This is a genomic window from Arenibacter echinorum (assembly GCF_003259375.1).
GTDB classification, from domain to species: Bacteria; Bacteroidota; Bacteroidia; order Flavobacteriales; family Flavobacteriaceae; genus Arenibacter; species Arenibacter echinorum.
Genome location: NZ_QLLN01000001.1, coordinates 47,825 through 65,030 on the forward strand (window position 1 = coordinate 47,825; position 17,206 = coordinate 65,030).

The following is a 17,206-nucleotide window of genomic DNA, read 5'->3' on the forward strand; positions in this document are numbered from 1 at the left end:
AACACTCAAACATTAATTAAAATCATGAAACAAATTAAAAAAATAGCAGTAGCCATAGTTTTGTTCGTAGCAGCTACTAGTTTTGTTAATGCACAGGCAAAAATTGCACATATAGATGTACAAAAATTGTTGTCTGAAATGCCGGAGATGAAGGCCGCAGAAGCGGAACTTAAGAAATTACAGGAAACGTATAGGGCGGATATTGAAAGTTCCATGACCGAACTTCAAAATAAATATACCCAATATAAAAATGAGTCATCTTCAAAGTCTGAAGAGGAAAATCAGAAAAGAGCTTTGGAATTACAAGGTTTCGAAAAAAATATTGGTGAGGCACAACAGACTGCCCAACAAGAATTACAAAAGAAACAAGGTGAACTTTTAGGTCCTATCACCGAAAAGGCCAAAAAAGCTATCGAGTCTGTGGCGGCTGCCCAAGGAATTGACTACGTAATGGATGCAACCCAAGGTAGTGGCCTTATCGTAGCCAAAGGGAAGGATATTTTGCCAGAGGTTAAGAAGCAATTAGGTTTCTAATCCAACAATAAAATGTTTTAAAAAGCCATGCAAACGCATGGCTTTTTTCATTATGTCCTTGTCCCGTCCTAAAATAAGTTGACACAAAATCGACTTATTTATGCTCACAACCAAACTACACTAACCAACATAATTATATAGACGACAAAAAGAATGAAACATTTTCTCATAATGGTTTGTATATAAGTGTTGCATTGTTCTTCCCAATAAGTGCCTAAAAGTTTTTGTGTTTAAAGGCTATATTCTAGTTGGGTTTATGCTAAGTTTTAAAAAGATCGGTGGTTTATAGTAACTCTTCTACTTTGGCCCATCAAAAAAATTGAATGCTTGACCATCTAATTAAATAAATGTTGTTTTTAAGATGGGACGCTGTCCTCCTTGCTACTTGTTAGCTTAATGTTTTTGAGTTCGAGCAAAACAGCCTGTAAGGCTTTGGCAGTATCCTTTTCCTGGGAAGTAACGGAACTCCCATTATAAAATAGAAGTCTAAGTATACGTCTTAATTTTCCAAGAATTCTAGAAAGCAAATTATTCCTCTTCCACCTGTCCATATGTTCTGATTAAAATGCTATTGAATAATTCTATAGCACACAAAGTTGAAAAGTGAACAAGAAAAGATTACTACATTATTTTGCAATAACATTGCATATATCACATTTATTTAGATTTCAATTTTTTTTAATACCTGAAGTTGGGCCTTTAGAAAATTGCAATACCCTTCAAATTCTGAATCTGAAATATCGTTGTGTTCATAGTTCAAAAAAAGTGGTGTTTCGGTTAAATTGTTGTATATTACAGGAAACTCCCTTTGAAAGGAAAGGGTTAGGTCAAAAATCTCCTTATTAAACTGATTTTCGATTTTTTTACTCCTCATGGCCTTATATCATTATTATACATTATAAGTTAAGTATATATTTCTGTAGTTTTTTACATGATTTTGAGAAAGAATTGTATAAATCCCACTTCCATGCTTTCGGTCATCGGTTAATTTAACTATCACTAATTCAATGTCTCATGCTTATTTACGTGAAATACATGGTTAGTTTGCGCTGTAAAATGGTAGTAAAGCAGGAGCTGCAAAAGCTGGGCTTAAATTATGTCAACGTAGACCTTGGAACAATAGAAATCTTGGAAAATATCACAGATTTCCAAAAAGGACAACTACGTACCAACCTTAAAAGGTTTGGACTCGAATTGTTGGACGACAAGCGGAAAATTATGATTGAAAAAATCAAGGCCGTAATTATAGAAATGGTCCATTATTCCGATGAATTGCCTAAAGTTAACTATTCTGACTACATCAGTGAGAAACTCGGTTATGACTATACGTATTTGGCCAATGTATTTTGCGAAGTAAAGGGTATAACTATTCAGCACTTCATCATTCTAAATAAAATAGAAAGGGTAAAGGAACTGCTGCTTTATGACGAGTTGAGTTTAAAGGAAATATCGTATCAGTTACATTATAGTAGCGTTGCACATTTATCCCATCAGTTTAAAAAAATTACTGGGCTTACGCCATCGTATTATAAAAAATTGAAGGAGAAACGCTTTGGGAATTTAGAAGATTTATAGTCCATTGTTAAAATGTCCCATCAAAAGTCTTGTTATAAAACTATAGGGTTTTTTTTAACCTCCAAATATCGATAATGTGAGAATATTATAACTATTTGCCCTTCATATGTAATGCAATATCGAAAATAAATCCTCACCTTGAAAATCAGATTTACTAAAACAAATAAATATTGTAAAGTACCCAAATCTATAAATAAATGCCTGTGGAAAATACGGAAGTTGAAAAATCAAAAATTTTTATTATTGTAGAAATCATTGAATATGTTCCCAATGCAGTGGTTATAAAAACCATCATAAAAAAAACAACTGGTAACGTTAGTGCCGTTTCCTTTGATTCAGGCGAAAACCTATCGGAAAAAATGTCGCCATTCGATACGTTTATCCAAATTATTGAAGGGCGTGCCGAAATCCTAATCGACGGCCATTCACAGACTTTGGAAACAGGCCAGTCCATTATCATCCCGGCCAATACCAAAAATACCATCAATGCCAAGGAACGCTTCAAAATGATTTCGACCATTATTAAAAGTGGCTATGAATAGAAGATATCCTATAGTCTTGTAATAAAGTCATAAAATACAGCTGTAATTATTATGCCGCCCTATGTTAAAAGGCTTTGGTGCGGGGTACCATATTATTCCTTCCTCACTTTAATACGTTTGCATCTATTAGAATTTAAGAAACAACCCTGACAGGAGACTACGGTTCAAAAAGGCCTTTATTGCTCTTATGGCCAAAGAGAGTAATGGCAAACTGGACGATTATGCTGAAGAAACATCCTTAAAAAAAATAATATAAATATTATTGGCCTCATAACTTAAGCTTAAAGAATTTAGGCATTAGATGACGTTTAAAACGAAACAAATAATACTCATTCATAAACAAAAATTCATGAACAAATTACCAAAAATTGCGATACCAGGGGTAATCATACTTATTGTACTGGTTGTTTTAATAATAAAATCCGCCGTAACGATCGATTCTGGGCAAGCCGGCGTGTTGTATAAAACTTTTAGTGGAGGTGTTGTAACAGACGAACCGCCCTTAGGGGAAGGTTTTCATATCGTGGCACCTTGGAACAAGGTTTTTATATATGAGGTTAGACAACAGGAAGTATTTGAAAAAATGCAGGTGCTTTCTTCCAACGGATTAGAAATTAAATTGGACGCCTCTGCTTGGTTTGAGCCTAAGCGGGAATTTTTAGGAAAGCTTCACCAAGAAAAAGGGTCGGAATACATTCAAAGGGTGCTTTTGCCTACGATTAGATCGGCGGCAAGAAGCGTTGTGGGGCGTTATACTCCAGAGCAATTGTATTCCAGTAAGCGCGATGCTATACAGGCCGAGATTTATGAAGAAACCAAAAAAATAGTTGACGGACAGTACATTCAGCTAAATGAGATATTGGTAAGGGATGTCACTTTGCCAGGCACCATCAAAGAAGCTATAGAACGTAAACTAAAGCAAGAGCAGGAGTCATTGGAATACCAGTTTCGATTGGTTACGGCTAAAAAGGAAGCTGAAAAGGTGACCATTGAAGCACAAGGAAAGGCTGATGCGAATAGAATTCTAAGTGCTTCTTTGACAGATAAGATATTGCAGGACAAGGGAATCGACGCAACATTGGAATTAGCTCAGTCATCAAACTCAAAGGTAGTCATCATTGGTAGTGGCGATTCTGGATTACCGTTGATATTGGGCAATAATTAATTATTGTTTTTGTATGATGGAATAAAAAGTATAGAAGAAAAAAACTTTAAATGAGCAGGAACTTAAAACTAATTTGGATGTTCCTGCCTAATTGTATAATTAATAAAAAATAAAAATATGTTCAAAATTCAATTAAACACTGATAAAAATATATCGGGAGACGAAAGGCTTGAAAGTTATTTGAGTTCGGTAATAGAAGATGAGCTCTCTCTTTTTAGTGATGATATAACGAGGGTCGAAATTCATCTGGCAGATGAAAATAGTCATAAAAAAGGAGAGGACGACAAGCGGTGTATGCTTGAAGCCAGGCTCAAAAATAGGCAGCCTATTGCCGTTACTAGCCATGCAAACTCTGTGGAGAAAGCTGTGAACGACGCTCTAGACAAATTAAAGACTTCAATGGAAACAATATATGGCCGGTCAAAGGATCACCCTAACACTTAATTGGGGAAAGTTCTGAAAGTAATCCTTTCGAACTGCAATAGATTACAATAGACAAACAAAATAAAAGATTCCTGATAGGTATAGAAATCATTACTGTGATTCGGTTTGTCAGCACAGGATATTAAGCTAATCCCATAAGAGGAAAAAATAAAGGAGCAAAACTTGTAGGCCTTAACTTTCAATCAACACTAAACGTTTTAATCAATGAATACTACAGATTATAGAAAAGAACTTTCCGATCAGGAACATGACTTACTTCTGAAATTTCCAGCCTATATCTCATTATTGGCGGCCAATGCGGATGGCGCACTCGATAAGGATGAATTATTAGTCGCCAATGAATTGGCAGGAATTAAAAACTTTTCATGTCATCTTTTGCTGGAAGACTTTTATAAGGAAGTGACCCTTAATTTTGAGACTACTTTAGTTGATCTCGATAAATCGCTGCCCATTGGAAAAGACGGCAGATTTGCCGCTATCACAGCTGAACTTGCTGATATCGAAAAGATTATGCTTAAGTTGGGTGATGAATACACAAGCATCATGCATAAAAGTATGAGGTCATTTAAGGATCATGTGTCTCATGCACACCATAATGTGCTGGTCGATTTGATATTTCCAATTCCAATTAAAGGGTTGAGCTATTAACATGGAGAAGGTTGCTTCGGGAGATGATGTTTATAAATCCAACTGGACCGCTTGCCAAAACGGGTAAAGCAAATTAAATGAAGTAATGTTAGAAATTAGACCACTTAATAATTTATCAGTTCATTTGGATCACCTTATCAAAGGGCGTTTATGGCTTAAGGTAATTATTGGATTGATTTTAGGAGCTGGACTTGGAATTCTTATTAATCCATCAGCTGGGCTTGTGCCGGAGAATTTTAGCCTGTCCCTTGCCAATTGGCTCGACTTACCAGGTCAAATATTTATGAGATTGGTTCAAATGATCATGATCCCATTGATATTTGCATCCATTATTTCAGGAATCGTAAGTAACACCTCCGAGAACCTTAAAACCTTCGGATTACGGCTATTGTTATATTTCGTATTTACAACTGCCGTTGCAATCATTATTGGGCTGGCCATAACGCTCATCATGAAACCAGGCCAATATATTTTTGATATGGGGGGATTTCCGAATAGTGGGGCAGAACAAATAAAACCTGATGCACCCAATAATCTCCTTGAGAACATTCCAAATGCAATTTCCAACCTTATCCCTAATAACCCATTGGAGTCAATTTTGACAGGGGAGATGTTAGGGGTTGTAATATTTACATTAATAATCGGGGTCGCAGTAACCCAACTTAATAAGGACACTGCAAGGCCTGTTATTCGTTTTATAGAGGCCATTCAGAAAATCTGCATGATTGTGGTCTCATGGGCTATGAGACTCGTTCCGTATGCGGTATTTGGCCTAATGGCGGCCTTGTTATCCAGAATCGGCCTTGAAATATTTCTGGGTCTGGGCTTTTACATGGGCGTCGTTATTCTAGGTTTGATTCTGTTAATGGTTTTTTATTTAATACTTGTGTTCGCTGTGGCACAAAAGAACCCCTTTAAATTTTTTAACCTTATTCGCGAACCCCAACTACTTGCTTTTTCAACTGCCAGCTCTGCAGCGGTTATGCCTGTATCCATGAAAACGGCCGACGAAAAATTAGGGGTATCCTCGAACATTAGTGATTTTGTTATTCCCATAGGGGCCACAATCAATATGGACGGGACCGCTTTATTTCAATGTGTGACCACATTGTTTATGGCTCAGGCATATGGTATAGAATTGTCGATAATTAATTTGGTATTGATCACAGCAACGGTTGTTGCAGCCTCTATTGGAACACCCGCAATTCCTGGAGGAGGGGTCATTATTCTTGCTTCGGTACTACAAAGTACGGGAATTCCAATAGATGGTTTGATCGTTATTATTGGTATGGATCGTATTCTAGGAATGTTTAGGACAGCTGTTAATGTGACCGGAGACCTTACCGCATGTGTAATTTTTAATAAATATTACGGCAAGAAATTAAATGATAAGACCATTACCAACAAGCAATAAACACCAATGAACCGGTCGTTTGTCAAAAGTGAAAACTATAATATATCCAAGTGAAAAAATGATTGAAATCTATTATAAGAATGGTAATATAAATAAATATACAACTATTGATGAAATAGAATATGTGCCAAACAATATATTTAGCATTCGGTTTATTGATTTCACTAATTTAGATTTAAAAACAATAGCCGAAAAATTTAATCTTGAATTATCTTCCTTTGGTAAGGGAGAGGATATTGAAATTAGTTCACATTATATTGATTCTGCAGACCAGCTATCCTTAAACTTTACGATTCCAAGTTATGCTCCCAATACTATTTTTGAGGAAAGGGATATTTATATCTTGATTAAAAATGATATTGTATTTACATTTCTTTCGTCGGAAATTGAAGCTAATTTAAATCAATTGACGCATTTTATTTATGATATTGAGAATACGAAATTTGAAACCTACTCTGAGCTTTTCCTATTTCAAATTGGGGTAATCTCGGACTATTATGCAGATATTGTCGAATTGATTTCAAAGAAAATAAAAGACCTTTTCCAAGAGACGCTAAAATCCAAAAAATTCAAGGAAAAGGACTTGGATTATATTGCGGAATTAAGGTATAACAATTTACTTATTAGAGAATCTCTTTCGGAGTTTCAAAGGATTCTTCTGCTGTTGAACAAGAGCGATAAAAACAAAGATAATACATCATCTAAGGTTCGGGAAGAAATAGACGACCTTGCCGTAATAGAAGATTATTTGCAATATAATTTTAGTAGGTTGGATGACCTTAATGGGAATATTAATAGTAAGATAGAACTGGAACAGAATCATATTTTTAAAATCCTGACTATCATAACTGTTTGTATTTCGTTGCCTACTTTAATAGTGGGGGTTTATGGAATGAATTTTAAGAATATGCCAGAATTAAATTGGGTCTTTGGTTACCAATTTGTCGTTATAGTATTGATAGTAAGTTTTATCATCCCTTTAATCTATTTTAAAATAAAGAAATGGTTTTAAGAAATTATTAAAACGGGTATAAGTTCCTTAAAACTAACAATACATACAGATCAAAGGTCGGTTAATTCATAGATTAAATAAAAACCTACGACCACATCTCTTTGCAATACTCCATATAAGGAGGTTTATTGCTCCTCCGTTGCTATCTTTAGGGTCTCTAAATAGGCTACCAAATCCACTAAGTCCGTCTCCGGCATTATATTGGCCAAGCCTTGTGTCATTAATGATTGTTCCAAAGCCTTCTGTTCGGTTATATCCTCTAATTCCACAGTCTTTTGGGTGCCTCCCATCATCTTTATGGTTATCTCATCCTCTGTCCTGCTTAAGATGTATCCTGTATAGGTTTTCCCATCTTTCATTTTAAAAGAGTAACCTTCAAAACCAAAATTGATCCCGGCACTGGGATATATAATATTGGAGTATAAAAATTGCTTCGAAAGTTTATTGCCTATATCCGACAATTCCGGTCCAAATTCAATTCCTGTACCTGCAGCCAAATGACAGGAACTGCAATAGGTGCCGTAAACTTCCTTCCCGTGGGCGGCATTGCCCGTAAGTTCTACCAATTTGGAAATGTCCAGCGATCCATCGCCTTGCGCGGTTAGGAATTTTGGGGCATTGGTTCTTATCTCATTGTTCCAACTGGTCATGAGTTTTAATACAGTAGTTGTTTTATATTCTTCCGCCAATCTGTCCTCCTTAAGCATTTGGTATAATTCTTCCTGTCCGGATCCCGTATTACCAAGTGTTTCTATCATTTTTCTGGTAAGTGCATGGCCCAATTCCTGGGAGGTTATGTTCTCCTTTAAAAGTGCAATGGCAGTTGGATTGGATATTCCGCTTAATCTTTCCAATACAGCCATCTTCGAAGATTCCGGTGCCTGGGAATGAAGGAAGGTGTCGATCAATGTGGCTCCCTCATTATCGAGCAAAAGGTTGGCGGCTTCCTTGCCAATATCGGAGTTGGACCCATTGGCCAATACTCGAAACAGGGCCTCGTTCTGGTTCTTTAACTCCAAGTTTTTGATTGCCAAGATCCATTCCGGTGTTCCTTCAATTTTGGGAAGTACTTCTTTGACCATTTTAATATTTTTGGGTGAACTATACACAAATTTGGAATCCATTTGCCCTATAGCGTATGCCTGAATTTGGTTTTTAAGGGGGTGGTTCCAAGTAAGCATGTCCATTAGGTAGTTGTCTTTGCCGGGATGATCCTTAAAATCGAGGGCCCTAAAATAGGAAGCCAATTTGGTAGATGGAACAGTTTGGTCTTTGATAAGGGAAACCAACATAGGAACTGATTCTTTGGCCCGAATGCGCCAGACTATTTCTTTTCCGGCTTCACTTTGCCAGTTTTCCCCAACCTTGTTTCTCCATGCCTTGAAATACAGCTCAGGGAATTTATCCGCGCCTATACCCAAGGCTTCCAAATACCATCTATCGCCAGCAGTATGTTGAGTGGCCAAATCGGCCCATTGTTCGGCTGCTGCCTCAGTGCCTAGAAACCTTAGTGCAATGGCTGCTTCCCTACGGACTTGTGGCGATTTATCGTTTGCTAAAAGGGATAAGTATTTCTCCAGATTTTCTGTGCCTTTAAATCTTGCCATTCGGATGCCCTGCATTCTAAATTTGGGGTCCTCATCCTGTAATGCCATTTCTATATAGGCGTTGCTTTTTGTAGGGATATACGATCCAATCCATAAGGCCCGGGCTTTGGCTATACCTCCTTTGGCCATTAATTCCTTTAATAGGGGTTGGGCTGCTTCGCCCATTGAATTCAATTTTTGCCACGATTGATAAAAGATGTCCATGTTTCCGGAAAGTAGTCCTTTAACGGCACCATTTTCAGTCTTGGGGTCTATAGCAACTGAACTATATTCCGGGAAAGTGGACAATCGGTAAATTCTTCCCCGTGCAATGTCTTCTGCTTTGTGCCCGCCAACGCCGCCATCATACCAATCCGAAATAAAAAGGGAGCCGTCAGGTGCAATGGTAACATCGTCCGGTCTAAACCAATCATCTTTACTTTTTACCAGATTTTCAATTTTTGCTGTATAACCCGCCTCTGCCTCGCCTATAATATAAGCACGGACTACATTATGGCCGGGTTCTGCATGTATGGGCTGATTTTGAAATTTTTGAGGCAACATTTTGTCCTCATAAAAAAGGATGCCACATGGGGATCCGGATCCTGTCTGTAGCAAATTGGGGACTGTTCCCGGGTCGTTTAAATGCCAATGCCTTTTGGGGATGTCGTTATCCCATCCTGTTCTTCTCTCTCGCCAGTTTGCACCGGATAATAAATCCCGATAGCCATAATTGCCATATTCCATAACATAATTTATCCGTGTCCCCCGATTGCCGTCATCGTCATTATCAGATTGCCATAAACCGCCATAGGAATCAATGGTAATTTCATATGGGTTCCTAAAATTATGCCCTAAAACTTCCAGATTGGTTCCGTCTATATTCATTCTAAAGGCCATCCCTTCCCTGTAAGGCTGGCCATTGGCCACAATTTCTTCGCCGTGCATGTCCATAACGGCTTCGCCATTTTTGTCCAATAATTGCTTTCCATTATTACCGAAGTTGAAATAAAATCGGCCATCGGGACCAAAGACAAAAGCGTGTACCCCGTGGTCGTGGTCTACGCCTTCTATGCCCTGGAAGAGGATTTCTTTGGAATCCGGCACATCATCCCCGTCCTCGTCTGTAAAGATGAAAACGTTGGGGCTTACGGATATTATAACCTTATTTCCCAACACGGTTATGCCCAAGGCAGCATTGATGTCCTCTCCTTGGTAGAAAACCTTGGAAGTGTCGGCTTTGCCATCTCCATTGGTGTCTTCCAGTATTAGGATGCGATCTCCGCTGTCGTCATAGGTATTATCAGGATTGGCGAACAATCTGTAATTCCTAGCCTCACAGACCCATATTCTACCTTTGGCATCTATAGCCATATTGGTAGGATTTGTGACCATAGGTTCGGAAGCAAATAGCCCAAGATTTAATCCCTCCTCTACCTCCATTGAGGACAGGGCATTCTCGGGATTTCTTTTATCCTGTTCTGAAAGCGATAGGAAATCGATATTGACTTTTGGTTTGTCCTTGCAGGAGGCAAGGGAGCCCAAGGCCATAATAATTACTAAAGTTTTGGTGGCAATTTGGTTTTGAAACATATGAACGTTTTTGGTTGTCGTCCCACAATTTACCAAAAAAACCAGCATCATTTTAAAAATAATGATATAGTGTTTCGGCGGGTAATGGCCATAAGTTGACTCCTTAAAATTTACTTTATTAAAGATGTTGCTTTTTGATGTTTGGAATCGGCATAATTGAACTTGACATCAAAATAATGAAAACAATGGAGGAAAAGCAGTATTTTAGTTAGCAGGATAATTTGAGGGAATGCACCTAAAAGTAGCAGGTTTTTTAGCTGGATGATATGGACCGTATTCTTGACTATTAGTTATTTCAAAATTCATAAATTATAATAGCAACTATTAACTTTTGATTTATATGAAAAAATTACTCGGACTTTTTGCAATTTCATTTTTTTGTTTAGCCGTTTATGGTCAGGATAATATGTTGTGTGTTGGAAGTTATTGGACCGAGGATGAGGCAAATATTGTCATGAAAAAATTTTCCTCTGAATGGAACGACTTGGAATCCTGGGAACAAAGGGCTTTAAGAATTAAGAAGGGTATTACAGATGGTATGCAACTGGATAAAATGCCTAAAATAACGGGCAATTTCAATCCCATTGTTAGAAATACCAGGGTTATGGACGGTTATATTGTGGAAAATATTGCTATCGAGAGTTTTCCGGGTTTCTTTGTCACTGGCAACCTGTATAGGCCTATGGAAGAAAAGGGCAAGTATGCGGCCATTCTTAGTCCGCATGGTCATATGAAGGATAAAAGGTATACAGATTACATTCAATGGCGGTGTGCGGCATTGGCTAGAATGGGAGCTGTGGTTTTTGCTTACGATATGGTGGGTTACGCGGAGAGCACCCAAGTAAACCACAAGATGCCAATAGCCTTGCTTTTACAGACTTGGAACAGTAAACGGGTCTTGGAATATTTACTGTCCAGACCAGATGTGGATTCCGAACGAGTAGGGATGACAGGCGCCTCAGGAGGCGGTACCCAAACCTTTGTTTTAACGGCCATAGATGATCGAATAAAAGTAGCTGCACCAGTAGTACAGGTTTCTGCCCACTTTTTTGGAGGATGTGTTTGTGAGAGCGGAATGCCGATACACAAAAGTGCCGATCACCAAACCAATAATGTGGAGATAGCCGCCCTTTGCGCCCCAAGACCTTTATTGTTGGTGTCAGATGGTTCCGACTGGACAAGAAACACCCCAAGAATAGAGTATCCTTACATACAAAAGGTATATGCGCTGTATAATGCGGAACACAAAGTGGAAAATGTTCATCTACCGGCCGAAAGGCATGATTACGGATACAATAAAAGAACGGCACTCTACAATTTCTTTGACCACCATCTTGATCTGAACGCCGGAAATATACCTTATTCTGAGGGCTACAAGGAAGATTTTGTTACTATTTTGCCCCCAGAAGATTTGATGGTTTTTGGCAAGGATAGTCCAAGGCCCAAGAATGCCCTAGAAGGTGATGAGGCCGTTATGGCCTATTTGAATATAAAAGTAGATTAAAATGTATGGAAATGAATAGTAATATAGTGTCTGTGGATTGGCTTAACCAAAATTTGGAAAAGCCCGAAATCATAATTTTGGATGTCCGTTTACGCTATGATCCGACATCTTCCGAATTAGATGACCTTAGGATAAAAGGAGCTCGAATTTTTGACCTGGAAAACGATTTTAGTGATAAAAATAGCCAGTTTCCCAATACACTTCCCAGTCCCGGGCAATTTGAAAATTCCTGTAGAAAATTAGGTATTAATAAATCCAGTATCATAGTGGTCTACGATCATCCTGGTATTTATGTGAGTCCCAGGGTCTGGTGGATGTTTAAAGTTATGGGGCATCGGAATGTTAGAGTTTTGGATGGTGGTTTTCCGGAATGGAAGAAAGCGGGATATATAACGGAAAAAGTAGTTGGAATAAAGTACGAAACAGGCAATTTTAAAGCAGATTTCAATCCTGATATGGTGGTGAACTTTGAGGGGATAAGCGAAAATTTGAAAAGCAGAAAAGCTCTGGTCATAGATGCCCGTTCCTCCGATCGTTTTCATAGCCTTGTTCCAGAACCGAGGAAGGAATTGAGAAGGGGAAATATTCCGAACTCCATTAATATCCCTTATGAAACTGTTCTTAAAGATGGAAAGTTTAAATCCCCAAACGAGTTGAAGGAAGTTTTTCTTGAGTTAGAAACGGAAAGGCGGCCGTTGGTGTTTAGTTGTGGATCTGGCGTTACAGCATGTATTGTTCTAATGGCAAGCGAAATGAGCCTGCAAAACGAAAATAAGGTTTATGATGGTTCATGGACCGAATATGCGCAAGTAGCGGATTAATTTGTCCACATTTGGCAAAAATAATTATTCCAGGGCCTAATAGATCTTTTAAGCTGTAGCACTGGCTAAAGGAATTAAAGGATTTTTGTATTTTGCTCCTAAATTGCTTAATGTAACAACTGTCTTATTATTCCAGAACAACCCAAGATATTTCTGAAGAAGATATTAGGGGCATTTTGGCAAAGTCCCGTGAGCGTTACAAGGTCATAGGTGTTGTCAGAACTGTTCGCGTATTGCACTGCTGCATTATATTTGTTTTGAATAAGAGTGCGTAAATTTATATGGAAGGAGCTAATCTAATTTGACCTTGATCCCTCTCTTTTGACGATTAAAATTTATCCAATAAAAAATGTTTAACAGCGAAAGAACAATTAAGGGATGCAAATGGCAATGGCTGTGGTTAGTGCTGCTTACCATCGTATTTGTTGGGTGTCAGAATAATAACGATAAAAAAATTATAATAGCCACTGCGGCCAATATTGAGTCTGCCATGCTGGCTTTGACAAATGCCTATGCCCACAAAACTGGAGTGAAATTCGAGTTAATTGTTGGGTCATCGGGCAAGTTGACAGCACAGATTATGGAAGGTGCACCTTATGATATTTTTGTTGCCGCAAATATGAAATATCCTGAAGCTGTTTATGCAGGGGGAAAAGCTAAGAATAAGCCTAAAGTCTATGCCAAAGGAAAATTGGTACTATGGTCAATGATTGAAAATACCCCCATTTCAATTGCTGCATTGTCCGATCCCGTTATAGAACACATTGCTTTGGCAAATCCCAAAACTGCCCCGTATGGCGTTGCCGCCCAAGAAGTTTTGCAACACTACGGCCTGAACGAAATCTTAGGGTCTAAATTAGTCTTCGGGGAAAGTATTGGCCAAACAGATCAATTCATTATTTCCCGAGCAGCGCAAATTGGTTTTACGGCCTTATCAACAGTTTTATCCCCAGAAATGAAAGGGAAAGGAAGTTGGATTCTTATAAATCCATCGCTATACTCTAATATTAGTCAAGGTGTGGTACTGGTAAATCGGAAAGAAGAGACTAACCAAGGTTCACAGGGCTTTTATGACTTTCTTTTTTCAGTTGAAGCCAAGGAGATATTAAAAGAATTTGGATATTTGGTAGATGAATAGTTTTCCGGGTCATATTACAGAAGTTAAAACCAATGGAACCATGTCCATTGTAGGTGTTGAGGTAGAAAGTGGTGAGGAATTAATGTCCGTGGTTATAGATAGCCCTGATACTGCCCCTTATTTGAAAAAGGGCAACAAGGTGAATGTCTTGTTTAAGGAAATGGAGGTTGCAGTCACAACCCAAAAGGAATTGGATATTAGTATTGAGAATAGGATTGCTGGAAGCATTAGCAGTATGGAAGAGGGAGTTTTATTGAGTAGATTGGTTTTGGAAACAAAAATGGGGGAGGTCATCGCTATTATAAGTACTAAGAGTTTAAGGCAGATGGGATTGGTTGAAAAGATGAACGTAATGATTATGGTTAAATTGAACGAGATAATACTTGCGCCATAATGGATTGGCAACCTTTAGTGCTTACCTTTAAACTTGCGGTGGTTACTACGGCGATATTGTTTGTGGTTTCTATTCCCATAGCCCGTTGGCTGTCAAGTACCAAATCCAAAATAAGGCCTGTCTTGGAAACCTTGGTGAGTATGCCATTGGTGCTTCCGCCTACCGTTTTGGGTTTTTATATGCTGGTGGTCTTTAGCCCGGAAAATGCCTTTGGAAATTGGTTAAATGAATGGCTGGGGATCAAGCTTATATTTTCGTTTGGGGGTTTGGTAGTGGCATCGGTCATTTATAGCTTGCCGTTTATGGTGCAACCCATTCAGGCAGGACTTTCCTCCTTGCCTTCCACATTAAAAGAAGCTTCCTATACTATGGGGAAATCAAAAATGACAACACTGCTAAAAGTTTTGTTGCCCAATATTAAACCTTCCCTTCTAACAGGCATTGTACTTTCCTTTGCCCATACAGTTGGGGAGTTTGGCGTAGTGCTTATGATTGGGGGGAATATGCCCGGAAAGACCAAAGTGGCCTCTATTGCCATATATGATGAAGTGGAAGCGCTTAATTATGTTGCTGCCAATAGCTATTCATTGATTTTGTTTACAATAACTTTTTTTATTCTGCTACTGGTTTATCTAACCAATGGAGGATATTTTAAACGCTACTCCCAATGATAAGTTTAAACCTAAAAAAGACACTTAAATCTGCGGGAGGAAAAATAGACCTGAATTTGCAATTGACCATCGAAAAGGGGCAATTTGTTACTTTATTTGGGGAATCCGGTGCAGGGAAAACATCTACTTTAAGAATGCTTAGTGGTTTGTTAAGGCCAGATAGTGGAACCATAAAAGTGGGTGAAACAATATGGTTTGACAGTCACAAAAATATTGATCTTAAACCCCAACAGCGCAAAGTGGGATACGTATTTCAGGATTATGCCCTCTTTCCCAACATGAGCGTTCGTCAAAATTTGGAATACGCCCTTCAGAAAAATCAGGATAGAACCATAATAGGGGAGTTGTTGGAATTTGCCGAGCTTGGCGAATTGGAACAAAGAAAACCAGAAACCCTATCCGGGGGGCAAAAACAACGAGTGGCATTGGTCAGGGCATTGGTCCAACGGCCTGAAATATTAATATTGGACGAACCTTTATCGGCCTTGGATTTAAAGATGCGGATAAAGTTACAGGAATATCTTTTGCAGGTTCATAAGAAATATAATCTGACCACTATATTGGTAAGTCATGATATTGGGGAAATAGTTAAACTATCGGATAGAGTCTATGAGCTTCAAAATGGTAGCGTAATCAAAAAAGGTACTACTACCGATTTTTTTGGACTAAACAAGACCAGTGCTAAATTTAGATTCTCGGGAGAGGTGTTAAAGATACAAAGGGAAGATGTTTTATATGTAATTTCCGTACTGATCGGTAACGATATTATCAAGGTGGTTGCGGATCGGACCGAGGCCAATAATTTTAAGATAGGAGATCAGGTTTTAGTAGCTTCAAAAGCCTTTAATCCTATAATTCAAAAAATATAGGCCTGGAATGGCGGGCTAACAAGGTATTTGGGTTTAAAGGGTCAATTCGCTAAACAGGCTCTCCAAATTCTTGTTTTTCCTACTTAATTGTAAGGTTTTTAATTGGTTGTCATGAGCAAAGTCGAACACCACAGGTCGCATATCATTAGAAGTGTTAAAGGTGATCTCATAAACAAACCCACCAATATTTTTAACCAATATTACATAGGGCAATTTATTTAAAAATGCTTCTTCCACCCTAAAATCAAATTCGACCACCAAAACTTGATCTTGTCCGTCTCGCAATTCTGAAAGTTTTTTATCCGCCACTAGTGTTCCTTTATTTATGATCAATACCCTGTCACACACAGCTTCTACCTCTTTCATGATATGTGTAGATAGTAAAATGGTTTTTTCTTTTCCAATTTCCCGGATCAATTTTCTAATTTCCAATAATTGATTGGGGTCTAGGCCTGTAGTGGGCTCGTCAAGGATCAAAACCTCTGGATCGTGCAGAAGGGCCGCGGCCAATCCAACCCTTTGTCTATAGCCTTTGGAAAGTTGCCCTATCTTTTTGTTCGCCTCCGGGCCAAGACCGGTTTGATCTATTACAGTGTTGATCCTGTCTTTATTTACTTTGTAGACATCCGCGTTAAATGCCAGATATTCCTTTACGTACATATCCAAGTACAGCGGGTTGTGTTCGGGTAGGTAACCAATGCTCTTTTGAACATTTTTTTTCTCATCTTGCACATCAAATGAATTTACTTCGGCTTGTCCGTCATCTGCGGTGTAATAAGTGGTCAATATTTTCATCATAGTGGATTTACCTGCGCCATTTGGGCCTAGAAAGCCTACTATTTCCCCTTTTTCTATGGTGAAGGAAACATTGTTCAATGCTTTTTGTTTCCCAAAAGATTTGGTAATGTTTTTAGCTATGATGGACATGCGTTTACTTTTTTTATCAAAAATAATGCAAATTAGTGAAACCTAGTTTTAATTATCTTCTGGATAGAATGTTGACCGCGAATGGCGGATTGTTGGTGTCGATAAAATCATTTGTTCTTCGTAATTCGTAAAAATTGACAGTTAAAGGGTTTTAATCGGAATTTTTTTTGCTTTAAACTGATTTAAATAAAAAAATGTGGGCGTAAATGCTGATATATAAATTTAATTATTAATTTAGCCGGAGTTTTATAAGAAAAATGACAAAGCAATATTTCTGGAACGGTTTTAGTTTTTACTTCTTTTTTAAGGGAGGTATGGGACTGTTCTAGCATATTTTAAAATATATATAGATTAAAGTCCTGTGAAAAC

General features: G+C 38.1%; 18 protein-coding genes. 14 read left to right on the top strand and 4 right to left on the bottom strand.

Annotation, left to right across the window (positions count from 1 at the left end):
• Positions 1-24 precede the first annotated feature (24 nt).
• The gene (locus LV92_RS00210) at positions 25-534 is read left to right on the top strand and encodes an OmpH family outer membrane protein (protein WP_031442598.1); all 510 of its coding nucleotides are present in this window, start codon (positions 25-27) and stop codon (positions 532-534) included.
• 356 nt (positions 535-890) lie between these two features.
• Here the strand turns inward: LV92_RS00210 and LV92_RS00215 are convergent, their stop codons facing one another.
• Together LV92_RS00215 and LV92_RS00220 are read right to left on the bottom strand one after the other, a co-directional pair.
• Entirely contained in the window at positions 891-1,085 is a 195-nt protein-coding gene (locus tag LV92_RS00215; protein WP_111621689.1) for a hypothetical protein, read from the bottom strand.
• Positions 1,086-1,195: 110 nt separating this feature from the next.
• A complete protein-coding gene (locus LV92_RS00220; RefSeq protein WP_111621690.1) occupies positions 1,196-1,408 on the bottom strand; it encodes a hypothetical protein in 213 nt (70 codons plus the stop codon).
• A 140-nt stretch (positions 1,409-1,548) separates the two neighbouring features.
• Here LV92_RS00220 and LV92_RS00225 point away from each other — a divergent pair, with 140 nt between their 5' ends.
• From LV92_RS00225 to LV92_RS00255, 7 genes are all read left to right on the top strand, one after another.
• Positions 1,549-2,109 (top strand): helix-turn-helix domain-containing protein, encoded by a 561-nt coding sequence (locus LV92_RS00225; RefSeq protein ID WP_170126260.1) that lies wholly within the window; start codon positions 1,549-1,551, stop codon positions 2,107-2,109.
• A 197-nt stretch (positions 2,110-2,306) separates the two neighbouring features.
• Positions 2,307-2,651 (top strand): cupin domain-containing protein, encoded by a 345-nt coding sequence (locus LV92_RS00230; protein ID WP_170126261.1) that lies wholly within the window; start codon positions 2,307-2,309, stop codon positions 2,649-2,651.
• 349 nt (positions 2,652-3,000) lie between these two features.
• A complete protein-coding gene (locus LV92_RS00235; protein ID WP_111622300.1) occupies positions 3,001-3,816 on the top strand; it encodes a prohibitin family protein in 816 nt (271 codons plus the stop codon).
• A 117-nt stretch (positions 3,817-3,933) separates the two neighbouring features.
• A complete protein-coding gene (locus LV92_RS00240; RefSeq protein WP_111621691.1) occupies positions 3,934-4,260 on the top strand; it encodes an HPF/RaiA family ribosome-associated protein in 327 nt (108 codons plus the stop codon).
• 204 nt (positions 4,261-4,464) lie between these two features.
• The gene (locus LV92_RS00245) at positions 4,465-4,908 is read left to right on the top strand and encodes a hypothetical protein (RefSeq protein ID WP_111621692.1); all 444 of its coding nucleotides are present in this window, start codon (positions 4,465-4,467) and stop codon (positions 4,906-4,908) included.
• 85 nt (positions 4,909-4,993) lie between these two features.
• A complete protein-coding gene (locus LV92_RS00250) occupies positions 4,994-6,322 on the top strand; it encodes a dicarboxylate/amino acid:cation symporter (RefSeq protein ID WP_111621693.1) in 1,329 nt (442 codons plus the stop codon).
• Between the two features lie 28 nt (positions 6,323-6,350).
• Positions 6,351-7,334, top strand: a complete 984-nt coding sequence (locus LV92_RS00255) for a CorA family divalent cation transporter (protein ID WP_245946192.1) — start codon at positions 6,351-6,353, stop codon at positions 7,332-7,334.
• Positions 7,335-7,459: 125 nt separating this feature from the next.
• Here the strand turns inward: LV92_RS00255 and LV92_RS00260 are convergent, their stop codons facing one another.
• Positions 7,460-10,513, bottom strand: a complete 3,054-nt coding sequence (locus LV92_RS00260; protein ID WP_170126262.1) for a PVC-type heme-binding CxxCH protein — start codon at positions 10,511-10,513, stop codon at positions 7,460-7,462.
• A gap of 340 nt (positions 10,514-10,853) precedes the next feature.
• Between LV92_RS00260 and LV92_RS00265 the strand changes: the two genes are divergently transcribed.
• From LV92_RS00265 to LV92_RS00290, 6 genes are all read left to right on the top strand, one after another.
• A complete protein-coding gene (locus tag LV92_RS00265) occupies positions 10,854-12,017 on the top strand; it encodes an alpha/beta hydrolase family protein (protein WP_111621696.1) in 1,164 nt (387 codons plus the stop codon).
• An 11-nt stretch (positions 12,018-12,028) separates the two neighbouring features.
• Positions 12,029-12,838 (top strand): sulfurtransferase, encoded by an 810-nt coding sequence (locus LV92_RS00270; protein ID WP_111622301.1) that lies wholly within the window; start codon positions 12,029-12,031, stop codon positions 12,836-12,838.
• A gap of 349 nt (positions 12,839-13,187) precedes the next feature.
• Positions 13,188-13,976, top strand: coding sequence for a molybdate ABC transporter substrate-binding protein (gene modA / locus LV92_RS00275; protein WP_111621697.1), 789 nt, complete (start codon positions 13,188-13,190; stop codon positions 13,974-13,976).
• Positions 13,969-14,370, top strand: coding sequence for a TOBE domain-containing protein (locus LV92_RS00280; protein ID WP_111621698.1), 402 nt, complete (start codon positions 13,969-13,971; stop codon positions 14,368-14,370). The genes modA and LV92_RS00280 overlap by 8 nt, the downstream gene beginning before the upstream one ends.
• Entirely contained in the window at positions 14,370-15,041 is a 672-nt protein-coding gene (modB, locus tag LV92_RS00285; RefSeq protein ID WP_111621699.1) for a molybdate ABC transporter permease subunit, read from the top strand. Before LV92_RS00280 ends, modB begins: the two co-directional genes overlap by 1 nt.
• On the top strand, positions 15,038-15,910 hold the full coding sequence (locus LV92_RS00290; RefSeq protein ID WP_111621700.1) for an ABC transporter ATP-binding protein: 873 nt from the start codon (positions 15,038-15,040) through the stop codon (positions 15,908-15,910). Before modB ends, LV92_RS00290 begins: the two co-directional genes overlap by 4 nt.
• Positions 15,911-15,943: 33 nt before the next feature.
• On the opposite strand, the gene gldA is transcribed toward LV92_RS00290, so the two are convergent.
• Positions 15,944-16,837 carry a gliding motility-associated ABC transporter ATP-binding subunit GldA gene (gene gldA / locus LV92_RS00295; RefSeq protein ID WP_111621701.1) on the bottom strand — a complete coding sequence of 298 codons (894 nt, stop codon included), beginning with the start codon at positions 16,835-16,837 and terminating at the stop codon, positions 15,944-15,946.
• Positions 16,838-17,206 lie beyond the last annotated feature (369 nt).

Coding starts and splice junctions, on each gene's coding strand:
- LV92_RS00210 (WP_031442598.1), top strand. CDS start 25: ATGAAACAAATTAAAAAAATAGCAGTAGCCATAGTTTTGTTCGTAGCA.
- LV92_RS00215 (WP_111621689.1), bottom strand. CDS start 1,085: ATGGACAGGTGGAAGAGGAATAATTTGCTTTCTAGAATTCTTGGAAAA.
- LV92_RS00220 (WP_111621690.1), bottom strand. CDS start 1,408: ATGAGGAGTAAAAAAATCGAAAATCAGTTTAATAAGGAGATTTTTGAC.
- LV92_RS00225 (WP_170126260.1), top strand. CDS start 1,549: ATGCTTATTTACGTGAAATACATGGTTAGTTTGCGCTGTAAAATGGTA.
- LV92_RS00230 (WP_170126261.1), top strand. CDS start 2,307: ATGCCTGTGGAAAATACGGAAGTTGAAAAATCAAAAATTTTTATTATT.
- LV92_RS00235 (WP_111622300.1), top strand. CDS start 3,001: ATGAACAAATTACCAAAAATTGCGATACCAGGGGTAATCATACTTATT.
- LV92_RS00240 (WP_111621691.1), top strand. CDS start 3,934: ATGTTCAAAATTCAATTAAACACTGATAAAAATATATCGGGAGACGAA.
- LV92_RS00245 (WP_111621692.1), top strand. CDS start 4,465: ATGAATACTACAGATTATAGAAAAGAACTTTCCGATCAGGAACATGAC.
- LV92_RS00250 (WP_111621693.1), top strand. CDS start 4,994: ATGTTAGAAATTAGACCACTTAATAATTTATCAGTTCATTTGGATCAC.
- LV92_RS00260 (WP_170126262.1), bottom strand. CDS start 10,513: ATGTTTCAAAACCAAATTGCCACCAAAACTTTAGTAATTATTATGGCC.
- LV92_RS00265 (WP_111621696.1), top strand. CDS start 10,854: ATGAAAAAATTACTCGGACTTTTTGCAATTTCATTTTTTTGTTTAGCC.
- LV92_RS00270 (WP_111622301.1), top strand. CDS start 12,029: ATGAATAGTAATATAGTGTCTGTGGATTGGCTTAACCAAAATTTGGAA.
- modA (WP_111621697.1), top strand. CDS start 13,188: ATGTTTAACAGCGAAAGAACAATTAAGGGATGCAAATGGCAATGGCTG.
- LV92_RS00280 (WP_111621698.1), top strand. CDS start 13,969: ATGAATAGTTTTCCGGGTCATATTACAGAAGTTAAAACCAATGGAACC.
- modB (WP_111621699.1), top strand. CDS start 14,370: ATGGATTGGCAACCTTTAGTGCTTACCTTTAAACTTGCGGTGGTTACT.
- LV92_RS00290 (WP_111621700.1), top strand. CDS start 15,038: ATGATAAGTTTAAACCTAAAAAAGACACTTAAATCTGCGGGAGGAAAA.
- gldA (WP_111621701.1), bottom strand. CDS start 16,837: ATGTCCATCATAGCTAAAAACATTACCAAATCTTTTGGGAAACAAAAA.